The following is a 16173-nucleotide window of genomic DNA, read 5'->3' as shown; positions in this document are numbered from 1 at the left end:
CGAACGGAGGTATCGAAGCGTATGGACGATCAGGTGAACATGAGCAGAAGGAAAATGCTCGCTTCGCTCGGAGCGGCGGCAGGGGCGACGGCTATGATGTACACCGTTTCGCAAGGAACGGCTTTCGGAAAGGAGAAAAATCCGGTGGTGGAAGCGGTGTATGGCGATAAGGCTTGCAAAACGTGCTGCGACATCGGGGCGGACATTACCGAAATGCCGGATGCATCCGCCTACTTGAATGAGAAAATCAATGAGGTCAGCTCCTCCGGAGGCGGAGAGATTTGTCTTCCTCCCGGATTGATAACGGTTAAAAGCATGATCGTGCTTAAGTCAGGCGTGAAATTAAGAGGCCAGGGCGACTCGACTGTCATCAAAGGCGTATTCGACGTACCGACGAATCGGATCATTACCTCGCCGTACGATGCGCTTCAAACCGATATCGGCCTATCCGATTTTTGCGTGGACCGGTCGGGGGCGAACGCCCAGCACGGAATCATTTTGGGCGGCATCCATCATCTGAGAATCAGCCGGGTGACGGTCAGGGGAAAAAGCTCTGCCGAAAGCGGAGCACTCGGGGTTTCCGTATTTAATGCCTACGCGACGATTCAGAGTCAGGACGTGACTGTGGAAGGCTGCCGGATCGAGCAAAGCAACAATTTCGGTATCGCCTTCGGCAACGTAAAGGAAGGGACGATCGCGAACAATGTGTTTATCGATTGCTATCGCGAATGCATCGGGTTGGAAGCGTGGGGCGACGGAACTCCCGCTTACTTGAATACGCACGGCATCGTCGAGAATGTTACCGTCGTCGGCAATACGGTTCATGCTTCGGAAAATCCGGCCAATCACATCGGCGGATCGGTCGGGCCGGCTGTCTATGTAGGAGGCGCTTCGGGGGGGACGGTCAGAAACTGTGTCGTTACCGGAAACACGATACGGGTTTCGGACAATGTCAGCGCGAATTACTATGGCATTACGGTAACCGGTGCGCCGACCAAGCCGTGCGAGGGGATTACGATCAGCGACAACTCGGTCTACAATGCATCCGGAGCGGGTATTTATGCGGGAGTCCTCGGCTGTATCACCAGACAGCTCAAAATTTCCGGAAATATGATTATGAATCCGAGCGTCTCCGGCTCCAAGGCGGCAATTTTGCTGCGAAATGTGACGGACAGCGTCGTGTCGGACAACAAAGTGATCGGAACGACTCACTCCTATGCATTTGAAGAACAAGTCGGCTGCGACCGGAATACGGTGACCACGAATCATTTTGCGCCGGGTACACTCGGGGTCGTCAACCTTGCGGGAGCGAATAGCTCGTACTTCTCGTCGTCACACTTCACCACCTATGGCGGCAAGAAGTTTATGGAATCGTACCTTGTGGCGGACGACGCGTCGGTCGTATTAAAGTCGCGGGGCAATCCGCAGAGGGGCATTTTCATGATCGCCAGTGATTATGGCGGAAACTATGCGATTATTGTCGCCAATGGAGCGGGAGCCCCCATCGTCATCGCGAAAAGTGCGGATGCACAAGTCGGCGCCACGAATCCGGATGTGGACGGCGCGCTGAATATTTACCCGAACAATGCCGCGGAGCTGGTCGTGAAAAACAGGCTGGGTTCGGCCCGAAACATAACGATCGACAGTCTTACGAAATAATTCGCATGCAAAAAAAGGAAATGGACCGGGGGCGTAGAATTACCGTTGTTGGAGTTGAAATGCGACTCGACTAGCGGGGTGTACATCTATGTCTTCGGTCCGTGTTCAAGTGTCGTGCATCGCCGTGCGCGACGGCAAAATCGCCATGATCAAAAAGCTGAATCCGGCTTATAAAACGTACGGGCTATTCATCCCGCCGGGCGGTCACGTGGAGCTGACCGAGACGATCGAGGAAGCGTGCGTCCGCGAGATGCGCGAAGAGACGGGGCTTGAAGTATCCGGCTTGAACATGGTTGGCGTGATCACCTTTCTGAACAACCAAGCCGATTATCATTCCGTGGCCTTCCTTATGCTGGCCCGCGAAGTAATTGGAACGCTCTCTACGACCGAAGCGGAGAAGCAAACGGCCCATTGGGTGGAGCTGGATGGCATCGGCAGCAACGAGAAGGTGCCGGGCTATCATCGCGACTTCCTGGACCATATATTTAACCGGCGCGGGTTTTTGAACGCGAGAGTAGAGTGGCTGCCGCCGTACAATCAGGCGAAATGGACGATCGTGGACTGTACGACCGAAACGGCGGCAGGCATAGCGGCATACATAAATGAATAAAATAGTAGGGAGTACGGGACCGCGCATACCGCTGCGGTCCTGGTTTTCGTGCGTGGGCGCAGTGATCTTCTGTCGGAGCGTGGTGCAGGCTGAAAAACGGATTGTACAATTGGAAAAAACGATTCAACCTTCACCTCGATCCCGATTTGGAAGAGGAGTTCGAGCACTATTACGTCTCCAAACATTTATCGATTCTCCGTTTCGGGCTGATCGTCTCGCTCGGTTTATTCGCTCTGCTCGGCATTGACGATATTTGGGCCGCCCCCTTATCCAAGCATGAAATATGGGGAATCCGCTACGGCATTATGATGCCGTTCTTTCTGATCAGTTACGGATTGACCTACACCCGGGTGTTCCGAAGACATTTGCAGTCGATCATGTGTGTCGTGCAGTTGTTTTCCGGGTGCGGGTCGATCGGCATCATGGCCGTACTGAAGCCGGAAGAGCCGGCCAATTATTTTTACTTTGCCGGATTGATGCTCATCTTGTTCGGCAATTTCACGTTGTTCGGCTTGCGCTGGATTCAAGCGACGACCGTTTCCGTAGTGCTGGCGGCGGGCTATGCGGTCACGGTATTGTTCGTGCAGCAGCCGTTTCAAGACGGGATCGAAGAAACCGCCTACTTGGCTTACATCAACAGCAATTTGTACTTGCTGTCCACTTTTCTCGGCTCGGCCGTAGTCGGATATGTGATGGAACGGTATAAAATCGTCGAGTTCGCGCAGCGCAAAGAACTGGAGCGAAAAAACGAAGTGATGGAGCGGCTGTCGTACCAGGACGGATTAACCGGCGTTTCCAACCGGAGGGCGTTCGATGCGAGAATAGCCGAAGAATGGAACTGGGCGCTTCGCAACGCCCGCTGCGTATCCCTCATTATGATCGACATCGACCATTTCAAGCTGTATAACGATACGTACGGCCATCAGCAAGGAGACGAATGCTTGCGGGCGGTGGCGGGAGCGCTTCGGAACAGTCTGAAGCGGTCCAAAGATTTTATCGCCCGATACGGGGGCGAGGAGTTTGCCGTTATTTTGCCGGAGACGGATGAAGAGGGAGTACAGAAGCTGTCCGAATATTTGCATCAGGCGGTAAACGATCTGCGTCTCGGCCACGAGTCGTCCCGGTTCGGCATTGTTACAATCAGCGCGGGAGCGGCTACCGCATGGCCGGAGGACGGCGATTACCGGGAGATGATCGAAGCAGCGGACCGGGCATTGTACGAATCCAAGTCGAACGGGAGAAACCGTACGACCGTGAGCGGCTATGGCAAAAAGTAAGTTGATAAGAATGCGCACTTTCTCAATATTCTGGCGGTTGCCTTCGACTAAGAGGCAACCGCCTTTCTGTTGAAAAGGCAAAAGGAGAGATTTGGAATACAAAGAGAGGTGGGGGAGATGTGCGTAAAGCGAGGCGGCTGACTTTAAAATCGTGTTGTAACCGCTGAAAATTCCAAAAACAACACGATTTTAACGGAAGTGGAGCGCATTCCCCCACCTCTTGCCTTCACCGCTTCCTCTCTTTGCAGACTTTTCAACAACTTTGCGGGTTGCCTCCGGCAAACCGTCTTTTTGATTTGGGCCCAAAACCGTGTATTTTTTTATTATTATTTATAGATTTCTCTCATTTATAGCTTCCCGAGCAAACGGTAACATGTGAATACGGAGCGATTTAAACTATTACCGAGTTCGGGAGTGACACAGATGGAGCAAATACCGCGGATAACAAAAGCCGGTGCCGGCAAATGGAACAAGTGGATCGAGCCGATTTGGGGCTACGCGTTTATATCGCCTTGGCTGATCGGGTTCTTCCTATTGACGATCGGGCCGCTGTCGCAATCTTTTTATTTATCGCTTACGCAGTACAATTTGCTGGAGCTGCCCGACTGGATCGGCTTGGCCAATTACAAGGAGATCTTAACGGATGACGCCGAGTTCTGGAAGGCGCTGCAAGTTACGCTCACTTATGTGGCGTTGTCCGTGCCGCTTAAATTAATGTTCGCGCTGCTGGTCGCCTTGCTGTTGTTCCGGGCGATTCGGGGCATGTCGCTGTTCAGGGCGGTATTTTATTTGCCCTCCTTGATCGGAGGAAGCGTCGCGCTGTCGGCGATCTGGCGGAACTTGTTTGGCATGGACGGGATATTGAACCGGATTGCGGGCTTATTCGGGTTCGAAGGAATCGATTGGATCAACAATCCGGGAACGGCTCTGTATACGCTCGTGCTGCTGGCGGTATGGCAGTTCGGATCGTCGATGGTCATTTTTCTGGCGGGACTGAAGCAAATTCCGCGCGATCTGTACGAATCCGCCTCGGTCGATGGAGCGTCGAAGGTTCGTACGTTTTTCGCGATTACGCTGCCGATGCTGACACCGATCATTTTATTTAACCTGGTTATGCAAATTATCGGCAGCTTCCAAATGTTCACCCAAGCCTTTATTGTCACCAAGGGCGGACCGATCAACTCAACGCTCGTCTACGCGCTATATTTGTATCAGAAAGCTTTTGCCTACTTCAATATGGGCTATGCCAGCGCGCTCGCCTGGATCTTGCTTGCGATCATCGCCTTTTGCACGGTTCTCATTTTCTGGTCGTCCAAAAGATGGGTGCACTATGAAACATAACGATACGACGAAAAGGGGAGAAGCAGGATGAGACAAGCGGTTGTATACCGTTATATCGTGTTGATCGCGAGCAGCATCGTCATGATTTATCCGATCTTGTGGCTCGTCGGCAATGCGCTGAAGTCGAACGAGGACATTCCGAAGCAGCGGCTGTTTCCGAGCGAGCTGCATTGGAGCAATTTTGCCGAAGGCTGGACAGCCATACCCGGATTCAGCTTCGCCCATTTCTTCTACAATTCTTTCTTTATCGCGGTACTTTCCGTTATCGGAACTTTGCTGTCCAGCGCGCTCGTCGCATACGGGTTCGCCCGGCTTCGCTTTCCGCTGCAAAAAATGTGGTTCGGCATCTTGATGCTGACGCTGATGCTCCCGGCTCAGGTCACTTTGGTGCCGCAGTACATTTTGTTCAAATCGTTCGATTGGGTCGGCACGACGCTGCCGCTGATCGTACCGCATTTTTTGGCGGTTAGTCCGTTTTTCGTGTTTCTGATCGTTCAGTTTATTCGCGGCATCCCGAAAGATTTGGACGAGTCGGCCAAAATCGACGGCTGCTCGACGATCGGTATCGCGTTCAGAATCGTGCTGCCGTTATGCACGCCGGCTTTCATTACGACGGCCATATTCAGCTTCATATGGACGTGGGACGATTTCCTCGGGCAGATGATTTATTTGACCGACACCGCGAAATATACGGTGCCGCTCGCGCTGCGGCTGTTCCTCGACAACTCGTCGGCGGTCACTTGGGGACCGATGTATGCGATGTCGCTATTGTCGGTCATTCCGTGCTTCGTTATTTTCCTCGTCGCGCAAAAATATTTCGTGGAAGGAATTGCTACCACCGGAATCAAGGGGTAGTTGTTTACGGCGAACGCAATCGGCCTTATGCTGGATGTATAACAAACGGCGAAGACGACAGGTGATGCTTGCGGATGAGGAATCCTTTCAAAACATTTTCGTTTCAGGCGACGTTTTTCGCTTCCTTTCTTGCGATTTCCGTGCTGCTTATTCTGCTTCTCGGCATGACGAGCTATTACATTACGAATCAGGAAGTGGTAGGGCAGACGATCTCCTCCAGGAAGCTGCTGCTGGACGAAATCAACAAGCAGCTCGACATGCAGCTCCAGTCGGTCGAATTCGATTCGCTCGCGCTCGCGAGCAACCCGAAGCTGATCCATTATTTGCAGTACAGCGAAGATTCGTTCGAGCGCATCGGCCAAACTTCCGATATTATCGATCTGCTCAGCCGCCCGAGCTATGTAAAGGACGGCATACTTTCCGTACAGCTGTATGCGAAGCAAACGACGATCAACAGCCATATCGCCGGCAGCGGGGTATACGACTACGGCATATTGGAACGGACTTTCTGGTACAACGAAATCAAGGATGCCGACTACTGCTGGGTCGGCGCTCATCCAGTCGAAGTAGGCGATTACCCGGCGGGAGACCGGCAGGTCGTAAGCTTTGCGAGAAAGGTGCTGTCACCGGCGGGCAAGGAAGTCGGCATACTCGTAGTGAACGTGAAATTGTCCTACATCGAGAAGCTGGCGTTCGGCAGCAGGACGGATGCGAGCCGGTTTATTCTCGACACGAACCGGCGGCTTATCGCGCAATTTAACGGCGGCTCCAAACCGGTTTCTTACGACGAGGCAAGCGGCGACATCGCGGCGATTATGGACAAATCCAAATCCGCGTCCGATCAATTTGCGATAGCCCATTTGGACACGAAGTCGCTGATCATCTGGAATAAGCAGACCCGAACGTCCTGGGTGACGATGGACGTCATTCCTTGGGAAACGATCACGAAAGGAAGCCGGCGCATCGCAACCGTTATTTTGATCGCGGTCGTTTTATGCATCCTGCTTGCGGTTACGATGGCGTTCTTGCTATCCGTACAGTTCGCCGCACCGATCCGCAGGCTGATACGCGCCATGAATGCGATGAAGGTCGGGAAATGGAACATTCGCATCGACAACGATTACCGCAACGAATTCGGCCACTTGAACGATAATTTCAATGATATGGCCGAACGCATCGAATCGTTGATCGCGCAAGTAACGGAGCAAAACCGGCGCAAGCGCGAAGCGGAAATTCAGGTGCTGCAGGAGCAAATCAACCCGCACTTTCTATACAATACGCTCGATATGATGAACTGGCACGCGATCGAAGCCGGCGCCCGCGACATTAGCCGCATGCTCGCCTTGCTCGGCAAAATGCTGCGGATCGGGCTGTCGAGCGGTGCTACTTTTATAAGCATACAGAAGGAAATGGAACACCTGCAATGTTATGTGGATCTGCAGACGATCCGCTACAAGCAAACGATTCGGTTCGTCGTCTCCGTGCCGGATTCGATGAAACGCTACTACATTCCGAAGCTGATCGTCCAACCGTTCGTGGAGAACAGTCTCCTTCACGGCTTGCACGGACGCGCCGACGGGGTCGTGCATATTACCGGGTGGGAGGACGACCGGGGTATCCATTTCAGGATCGAGGATAACGGGCGCGGGATGGAGACGGACAGCCCCGCTCCCGGCCGGGAGCATAACGGGATACGAAATGTGCATGAGCGGATTCAGCTGTACTTCGGAGACGGCTACGGGGTTCAATTGTTCGGCAGGCCAGGCCAAGGGACGAGCGTGACATTGAATTTGCCCAAGCTGGCCGAGGAGCCGCCGCAGGGCATCGGGGGGGAACCGGCATGATCAAAGCCGTCATCATCGACGACGATATGACTACCGTTCAAGGATTATCCCGCTCTGTCAGGTGGGAGGAATTCGGAATCCGGGTGGTCGGAACGGCCATTAACGGCAAGGAGGGGCTCGAGCAGATCGAGGCTCATCGTCCCGACATTATTTTGACCGATATCTTTATGCCGGTTATGAACGGCATCGATATGCTGAAGGCGCTGCGCGAGGCGGGCAATACATCGGAAGTGATCATTTTGAGCGGATATGAAGATTTCAAATACGCCCAATCCGCGGTCAAGCTGCGCGTCAACGACTACTTGTCGAAGCCTGCCACGCTGGATGAGATCGAGCGGGTCCTGAAGGAAGCAGTGGACAAAATAACGAGACGGGATACGGTCGAGAAGGAAGAGAGGGAGCTTAGGGAGCTGCTTGCGTACAATTTGCCGACGACAAAGCGGCAGTTGTTCAAGGGGCTGCTGGAGCCGGGCTTTAGCCAAACCGCTTTCTACCATAAAGTTTCGGATTATTTGAAGCTCGACCTTTCCAACCGGCATTTCAGTGTCGTGCTTATCGAATTTTTCGTCAACCGCGAGCGCAATACGTACCGGCCGAACGATTTGGCCTTATTCGCCTATGCGGTCAAAAATATTGTGGACGAGCTTGCGGATCCTAAAGACGGCGTCTATGTCGCCGATATTCAGCGCAATTTGGTTTCGGTCATCGTTGCGGCTCCAACGCACGCGAAACAGGAGCGGGCGAGGCGGCAGGCGATCCATGTCGCGGAGGAGCTGCTGGAGCATGTCAGATCGTACTTGAAGCTGCAAGTTTGGGCGGCGGTCGGTTCGGTTGCGGAGCACGTCGGCGATATCCCGAAATCTTACGCGTCGGCAGTCGAGCTGCTCGCAAGCCGCGAGAGCATGCCGGACAAGCAGCTGCTGCTGCAGGAGGACGTCCGGGAGCTTGCCAGACCCGTGTCGCGCCGCCCGATCGAGAGCTGCCAAGCTGTTGTCGACGCCATGATGGTCGGGGAAGAAGAACTGATGGAGCTGAGAATCGGCGAGCTGACGCGCGCTCTTCGGGAAGGGGCGGCCCCGAGCATCAGCGAGCTCAGGGAGTTCGCGATCGATATCGTCGGCATCGTGTCGCTCGCCCTGCACGAGCACGGACTGCAAATCGAACATTTCCGCCCGGACTTTTCCATGTTCAAGGAGCTCGAGCTCGTTTACGGCATTGCCGATTTCTCCGGCTGGCTGCGCGATCTGCTCGTTCCGATTTGCAGGGCGATGGACGAACGCAGCTCGCAAAAGCACCGCAAGACGATCGATTTCATCAAGCGGTATGTGCAGCAGCACTATGCGGAAGATATTACGCTCGACCTCATTGCCGAGAAGGTTTATTTGACCCGCAATTATTTAAGCCAAATCTTCAAGCAGGAAACCGGCGAAAATTACAACGGCTACTTGACGCGCGTCCGCATGGAAAAGGCGAAGGAGCTGCTATTGACCGGAAATTATAAAGTGTTCGAAATCGCACAAATCGTCGGCTACAAAAACAACGCATACTTCAGTCAATTATTCAAGAAGCATACCGGCTATTATCCGTCCGAGCTGAACAAATAAGAGAAGACACAGAGACTGTCGATTAACTCGTGAGTAAAGGAGTGGAAAGTGAAAAGGATACCTTCTGGCGAGTTTTGGATTTAAATTCCAACCGCTAAATCTTATATAAATCAAGGAGTTTAAAACAAGCTGTCTGAGTAAAAGAAGGTATCTTTTTACTTGGAACGGCGTGCTTTCGCTTCGCTTTCAGTTAATCGACAGTCTCGACACAGTCCGTATTTTTTCAATACTTATTGTAGATTTCTCTTATTTTATTAAAAAACCGCCATTCTATAATGAAATTGTACGACAGAAAAACATCGAGGGGTGCATTCGCAATGATGAGGCGGAACAGACCGGAAAGACGGGTACTCGGTTCATTGATGGCTTTGACTCTATTAGGCGGTATGCTGGCTGGCTGTGTTCCTACGGAAAAGAAAAGCGGCGATCAGCCGGGCGCAGGAGCGAATAAATCGGAAGCGCTTCAAAACGTGGAGCTGCGGTTCGCCTGGTGGGGAAGTCAAGGCAGGCACGACCGGACGCTGAAGGCGATCGACAAATTCCAGCAGCTACACCCGAACATCAAAATCAAGCCGGAGTATACGAGCTTCGACGGCTACTGGGAGAAGCTGTCCACGCAGGTCGCCGGCAACAATGCGCCCGATCTGATGCAGATGAGCGTTCTGTACATCAAAGAATATTCCGACCGGGGGGTGCTCGCCGACCTTACCCCGTATTCCAACAAGGAGATCCGTATCGAAGATTTGAACAAGGAAGTGATCTCCACTCAAGGAACCGTAGGAGGCAAGCTTGCCGGATTGCCTGTGTCCGACAACGCGTCCGTACTCATCTACAATAAAGAAATGTATCAGCAGGCAGGCGTGGAGCCGCCGAAGCTCGATATGACCTGGAAGGAATATTTCGATAAAGCGCGTGAAATCAAGTCCAAGCTCGGCGACAAAGTATACGGGGCTTTCGATATGTCGGCATCGCTCGAAGCGTTTATGTATTATGCGTTTTCGGTCGGGGATACGATGTATAAAGGAAATCGACTCGGTTATAACGATCAGACGTTCCGAAACTGGCTGAAAATGTGGGACGACGCCCGGAAGGAAGGGATCGTGCCGCCGGCTGCGATGACGGCTTCGTTTTTACCGCTCGGCAACTTCGATCCGAACAAGGACGCGCTGATGAGAGGCATTGTCCCGATCATAGGCCCTCAATTCACGGCGACGTTCCCAGCCTACGAAAACGTCATGAAGGACAAGATCGAAATGGTGTCTTATCCGAAGGACAAAAATACCGGAAGCGTGTTGCTGCCCGCCATGTTCCTGTCGATGTCGGCCAAGTCGAAGCATCCGAAGGAAGCAGCCATGTTCCTGGACTTCTTCCTTAATTCGAAGGAAGCGGCCGACGTGCTCGAAATCGAGAGAGGGCTGCCGGAAAACAAAAAAATATTGGACTACTTGACTCCGCGGTTTAACGATCGCGACAAAAAAATGGTGAAAATGCTTGATCACGTCACGAACAGCAAGCCCGGCATGTACGACGGCGGGCCCAAAGGGACAGGCGAAGTGACGAAGCTGTTCGAACAAACAGTGCAGAAGCTGCAGTTCGGCAAATCTTCCATCGACGAGGTTGTCGCCGAATTCCGCAAGGAAGCCGACAAAATTTTCGAGAAAAACAACTAAGACCTATATAAGTTGAACTAATAACCTCCTTGAAAGTGCCAAGTGCAATGGAGAAAGGGAATTACCTTGTAAGCGAGTTTTGGCTTTGAGTTTCTACAATCCGAAGGCCAATACAAATCAAGAAACTCAAAACAACCTGTCTGAAGCTGCAAGGTAATCCCTTTCGGAATGGAGCGACAGCTAATCATTAGTTCAACTTATATAGAACGGCGAAGGGGGCATACTCCGGCATGAACGAACGCCAGTTTTCCATTATTGGCTGCCAGCATGCGCATATCGGGATTTTTATTAGCGAGATGATGGAACTGGGCTACAGCTGCGCGGGCATCTACGAAGAAGAACACAACGGGCTTTCCCGCACCTTGGCCGACAAATTCGGAATTTCTCTGACGCGCGACAAGGAAAAACTGCTGGGTGACTCCGTTGACGTTGTCGGCTGTGCGGCGATTAACGACGAGAAGATCGACGTGATCGAATTATGCGAAAGCCGGGGCAAGCACGTGATGGTCGACAAGCCTGCGGCCGTCAGCCCGGACGGGCTGCAGCGCCTGAAGTCGGTTATCGATAGAGGGAACATCCAGATTGGTATGCTGCTCACCGAACGGTTTCATCCGGCAATCTACACGTTGAAGAAACAGATCGAGCGGGGCGCTCTCGGCGACATTGTGACCGTCGGGATGCGCAAGCCCCACCGACTCGATGCCGCCTCCCGCCCGGAATGGTTTTTTTCCAAGCGGCAGTCCGGCGGTATTCTGATCGATCTGCTCGTTCACGATTTCGACCTGCTGCGATGGCTGACCGGCAAGGAGATCGAATCGGTCGGCGGATATGTCGGGAAGACGATCATGCCCGAGCATCCGTCCTTCTATAATTCGGCCAGCGTGCAAGTGTTGATGGAGGATGGCATCGTTGCCCAGTTGTATGCCGATTGGCATTCGCCGGTCGGGGGTTGGACCTGGGGCGACGGCCGGATATTCGTCACCGGGACGGAGAGCTTCGTCGAGCTCAGGCTGCATGGCGACCCGTTAGTCGGCCGCGATCCGGTCGTCATCCGGTCGACGAACGGCGAATCCGTCGACACGCTGCCTGCTCTGCAGCCGCCATGCACGATTACGGAAGATTTCTTGCGGCGGATCGGCGGCGAGGACAGTATCATCACGCACGAAGATATCTTGAAGGCGACGGAAGCGACGACTCGGGCCGACAGTCTCGTTACGTACTTGAGTCGTTATGAAGCAAAATAAGCTGCAGCGCGGGGATTACTCCCGCGCTGTTTTTCTTTTGGAGGGAGCAAACGATGACAAAATTATTCGAACAAGGCCCATTCTCCACCTTGGTAAACATAGAGCCTTTGAAATCAACCACGAGCACAGAGCCTGGAACGGGAGACTTCCCGTCGGTTGACGGAATCATTCTATCTCTAGAACGGCAATTACCGCTCCCAGTCTCCGTACATGCTCCTCTATTCTTTGTTCGTCGAAGCGCAGAGACGGGCCGGATATGCTCAAGCCAGCGACAACGTCGCCCTTCCGGTTGCGAATCGGCATGCCCACGCATTTGATGCCGAATTGGTGCTCCATATTGTCGATGGCATATCCGCGGAGCCGAATTGTTTCCAATTCCTGCAGCAGCTTGCCGGTATCGGTAATAGTGTTGTCCGTTATGGAAGCCAGTCCCCGCCCGATTACGGCATCGACGACCTCGCGGGGGAGATAGGCAAGCATCGCTTTGCCGATCCCAGTGCAGTACAGGGGAGCCTTGATGCCCATGACCGACTTGACGGTCATTAGATTTCTCGGCGAGGAGGAATCGAGGTACACGACTTCCGCGTCTTCTCCGGGAATCGCCAGAAATATCGTTTCACCCGTAGCGTCTGCCAACTCCTGCATGTGGGGCTGAACCGTTTTGCGGAAACTGATGTTGCTCGATACGACGTGGCCAAGCTGCAGCACCTTGAGCGTAAGCCTATATTTGCCGTTTTCCGGATTTTTTTTGATATAGCCGGCTTTGACGAAAGTGTCCATGATATTATGCACGTTGCTTTTGTACAGGCCGAGACGCTCGCTGATTTCGGTAACGCCGAGCTCGGGCGTCGTCGCGGTAAAGCAATCCAGCACCTGCAAAGCTTTAAATAACGTTTTCGTCTTGATTTGATCCTCTGCAATCATGATTTTCCACTCCGCCCAATCCAATATCGATAAATCGAATCGCTTATTATTCCCGACGCCGCTCATTACATATCGATTATATTTAGAACTGTGTTCTTATATTTAGAATACAATATAGCCTTCTTATACGTCAATGGTTACCGCAAGCAACGATCGAGAGCAAAAATCCGCTCGAAATCCGGGATTGTATTTCACCGATTGCTATGCTACTATTTGGGTGAATAAATATTAGAACATCGTTCTAAATATTAGAACATTAAGGAGGTGGCTTTCTGTTTCCCGTAGCGTCAGAATTTGGGGGGGCGGGGAGCGAGAGATGGAAAGAGCGTAGTGCAGCTATAAGCGGCGCATGGAAAGAACAACACGAATCAAGGGGACAAAGGAGGACGAACGATGCGTTACGATGTCATCGTATGCGGCGGAGGTCCGTCGGGAGCAGCCGCGGCCATAGCGGCGGGGCGCGCGGGGGCGCGCGTTCTGCTGGTCGAGCGGTACGGTTTTTGCGGAGGGATGGCGACAAGCGCCCTGGTCAATCCTTGGGCCGGCCACGAATACCCGCATCCGGATACGGGAGTAACCGGATCGCTGATCGGCGGCATATTCAAGGAAATCGTCCGCCGGCTGGACGAAGCCGAAGGCTACGGCTCGGAGCTGACGGACTCAGCGTTTGACGAGGAACGCCTGAAAGTGGTGTATGATTGCATCCTTCAGGAGGCGGGCGTCGATATTTTGTATCATACGATGGTGACAAATGTAGTCTGCCGACGCGGGCGAATCGAATCGATCGGAGTCGCTTCGAAGGACGGCGTGGGTGTTATCGAAGGGGACATGTTCGTTGACGCGACGGGCGATGCGGATTTGGCAAGCTTGGCCGGCTGCGAGTGGAGCTTGGGCCGACCGGCGGATCAATTAACGCAGGCGATGACGGTGAGCTTCCGCATGGGGAATGTGAACAAGTGTCTAATGCTCAAGCATCTGCGCGAGCGCAACGAGACCGGACACAAGAAGGCGCGGCTGCTGGTTGAGCCGTATTTCCAGGAGGCGATCCGGGCAGGGCGGCTGAACTACCCGTATCGGAATTGGATTCATTTTTATGACTATCCTCACCCGGGAGTTCTCCATTTCAATATGACCCGGATCAACAAAGTCAACGGGCTGGTCGCCAAAGACTTGAGCTTTTCCGAAACAGAGGGACGCAGACAAGCTTTTCTGCTGGCTGATTGGCTGCGTACCGAGGTCCCTTACTTCTCCGCCGCTTATTTGGAGAAGGTCGCCTGTCAGGTCGGGGTGCGGGAAACCCGGCATATTAAAGGGCTTTATACGATGACGGAGCAGGACATTACCGGGGCGAAAAAATTTGACGACGCGATCGTGCGCAGCCGTTATTTTATCGATATCCATTCGCCGACCGGATCGGGCTTCGACCATGAATCTTCGAAGGGCTACGGCGCCGTGGCGGACCGGTACAATGTGCCTGCGGGCGATTATTACGAGGTCCCGTACCGATCGATCGTGCCGTTGGGCATCGCGAACCTGATCGTCCCTTGCCGGGCTTTGTCGGCGACCCACGAAGCGTCCGCGGCGATCCGCGTGATGGCTACGATGACCGGCATCGGAGAAGCGGCGGGAATTGCCGCCAGCCATGCGGCCGCACGGGGACTGGCCGCGCAGGAAGTCGATCCGCAGTGGCTGAGAAGCAGACTGGACTATTTGTCCGAGGGGCCGGATTTCGATCCGTTATGGAGCGGTCGCACCAACAGGCGGATTACGGGATCGTCAGAGGCTCCGGATGTTCGGGAGATGCCGGGAGTTTGAGCTTCGAGGTTCCTGCAACTTTCTTCGATTTGAATCATAAGGAGGCAGCGAATATGTTCAAGGTAACCCCTTTAGCGAACGAGTATTTGACGATATTCGAATCCCCGGAACCGGCTTCTACCTTTGTGGGCAGCCCGGGCATCACCCGGCTTGCGAGCGGGAGAATTGTCGTAACGATGGATTTGGGCAACCGCTGGGCGGACTGGACTTATACGAAACCGAAAGATTTGAGCAAGATGGGAAAAGTGTTCGTGTCCGATGACCACGGCAAAACCTTCGTTCTGAGGAAAGAATACCCGTTTTTTCACGCCAGGCCGTTTGCCGCCGGAAACTCGCTGTACGTATTGGGGCATTGCCGCGATTTGATCGTGATGCGTTCCGACGACGACGGGGAAACCTGGTCGGACGCTTATCCGCTTACGGAAGGGCAAAAGTGGCACCAGGCCCCCAGTAACGTCCATTACGCAAACGGGAACGTATACTTGGTCATGGAGCGGATGGCCTACACCGACTTTAAAGGCTGGGGCGTCGGCTCGCTCGCTCCCGTGCTGATGCGGGGCAGCGAAGCCGCCGACCTGACGCGCAGGGACAACTGGACGTTTGCCTCGGAGATTGCCTTCCGCGATGTGATCGACGGCGGGGAGCTTGATTATTTCGGCGTACCGTTTTTTGCAACGCCGCCCAACGGGTCTGCTCTTGTAGCGCCTAAGCGGAAGGCCGAATCTGCCGGTTGGCTGGAGACGAACGTGGTGCAGTTTGTCAATCCGGACCATTACTGGCACGATCCGGACGGACGGACGTTTCATTTGTGGATGCGGGCGAATACCGGGGGAACGGGATATGCCGCGATAGCCAAAGTCGTGGAGCAGCCGGACGGCTCCATGGTAACCCAATTGGAGACCGTTCCTTCCGGCAAACGTGTCGCGTTCGTTCCTTGCCCCGGTGGACAGTTGAAGTTTCATATCTTGTACGATGAGGTATCGCGGCTTTACTGGCTGTTAAGCTCGCAGGCCCGCGACAGCATGATCCGGGCGGAGCTTATGCCGGACGACCGGTACGGCTTGCCCAACAACGAGCGGGACCGGCTGCAGCTACATTTTTCAACCAACTGCATCGATTGGTGCTTCGCCGGGCTGGTTTGTGCCGGACGCTTCGCCAAAGAATCGCGGCAATACGGCAGCATGGCGATCGACGGCAACGATCTGCATATCGTCAGCCGCTCCGGAGGCGAGCATTCGGTGACCGCCCACGATGCGTATAAGCTGACGTTTCATACAATCCGCAATTTCCGCGACCTTGCGTATTGAACGATTCCGGGAACGGCCGTCTC

General features: G+C 53.7%; 12 protein-coding genes. 11 read left to right on the top strand and 1 reads right to left on the bottom strand.

The features are described from left to right. The first annotated feature begins 21 nt into the window (after positions 1–21). The 9 genes from FE783_RS13045 to FE783_RS13005 all read left to right on the top strand — a co-directional run bounded on the left by FE783_RS13045 (position 22) and on the right by FE783_RS13005 (position 12104). A complete protein-coding gene (locus FE783_RS13045) occupies positions 22–1659 on the top strand; it encodes a right-handed parallel beta-helix repeat-containing protein (RefSeq protein ID WP_138879808.1) in 1638 nt (545 codons plus the stop codon). Between the two features lie 88 nt (positions 1660–1747). After that, positions 1748–2269, top strand: a complete 522-nt coding sequence (locus tag FE783_RS13040; protein ID WP_138879807.1) for an NUDIX hydrolase — start codon at positions 1748–1750, stop codon at positions 2267–2269. Positions 2270–2370: 101 nt separating this feature from the next. Beyond that, positions 2371–3546, top strand: a complete 1176-nt coding sequence (locus FE783_RS13035) for a GGDEF domain-containing protein (protein ID WP_138879806.1) — start codon at positions 2371–2373, stop codon at positions 3544–3546. 423 nt (positions 3547–3969) lie between these two features. Further along, positions 3970–4887: a carbohydrate ABC transporter permease gene (locus FE783_RS13030; RefSeq protein WP_138879805.1), complete on the top strand. Its 918-nt coding sequence runs from the start codon at positions 3970–3972 to the stop codon at positions 4885–4887. A gap of 27 nt (positions 4888–4914) precedes the next feature. Further along, the gene (locus FE783_RS13025) at positions 4915–5742 is read left to right on the top strand and encodes a carbohydrate ABC transporter permease (RefSeq protein WP_138879804.1); all 828 of its coding nucleotides are present in this window, start codon (positions 4915–4917) and stop codon (positions 5740–5742) included. A gap of 74 nt (positions 5743–5816) precedes the next feature. After that, complete coding sequence (locus tag FE783_RS13020; RefSeq protein WP_138879803.1) at positions 5817–7586, top strand: cache domain-containing sensor histidine kinase; 1770 nt, start codon at positions 5817–5819, stop codon at positions 7584–7586. Next, positions 7583–9190, top strand: a complete 1608-nt coding sequence (locus tag FE783_RS13015) for a response regulator (protein ID WP_138879802.1) — start codon at positions 7583–7585, stop codon at positions 9188–9190. Before FE783_RS13020 ends, FE783_RS13015 begins: the two co-directional genes overlap by 4 nt. Positions 9191–9507: 317 nt before the next feature. Then, entirely contained in the window at positions 9508–10860 is a 1353-nt protein-coding gene (locus FE783_RS13010; protein ID WP_158301777.1) for an ABC transporter substrate-binding protein, read from the top strand. Positions 10861–11090: 230 nt separating this feature from the next. Beyond that, a complete protein-coding gene (locus tag FE783_RS13005; protein WP_138879800.1) occupies positions 11091–12104 on the top strand; it encodes a Gfo/Idh/MocA family protein in 1014 nt (337 codons plus the stop codon). A 165-nt stretch (positions 12105–12269) separates the two neighbouring features. On the opposite strand, the gene FE783_RS13000 is transcribed toward FE783_RS13005, so the two are convergent. Continuing rightward, the gene (locus tag FE783_RS13000; RefSeq protein ID WP_138879799.1) at positions 12270–13028 is read right to left on the bottom strand and encodes an IclR family transcriptional regulator; all 759 of its coding nucleotides are present in this window, start codon (positions 13026–13028) and stop codon (positions 12270–12272) included. A gap of 393 nt (positions 13029–13421) precedes the next feature. On the opposite strand from FE783_RS13000, the gene FE783_RS12995 reads away from it, so the two are divergent. Both FE783_RS12995 and FE783_RS12990 read left to right on the top strand, forming a co-directional pair. Next, entirely contained in the window at positions 13422–14843 is a 1422-nt protein-coding gene (locus FE783_RS12995; protein ID WP_138879798.1) for an FAD-dependent oxidoreductase, read from the top strand. A gap of 53 nt (positions 14844–14896) precedes the next feature. Beyond that, the gene (locus tag FE783_RS12990; protein WP_138879797.1) at positions 14897–16150 is read left to right on the top strand and encodes a sialidase family protein; all 1254 of its coding nucleotides are present in this window, start codon (positions 14897–14899) and stop codon (positions 16148–16150) included. Positions 16151–16173: the final 23 nt, after the last annotated feature.

Origin of the sequence: Paenibacillus mesophilus, from assembly GCF_005938385.1 — a bacterium.
Classification (GTDB): Bacteria; Bacillota; Bacilli; order Paenibacillales; family NBRC-103111; genus Paenibacillus_AB; species Paenibacillus_AB mesophilus.
This window is presented reverse-complemented; position numbering and strand designations above follow the sequence as displayed.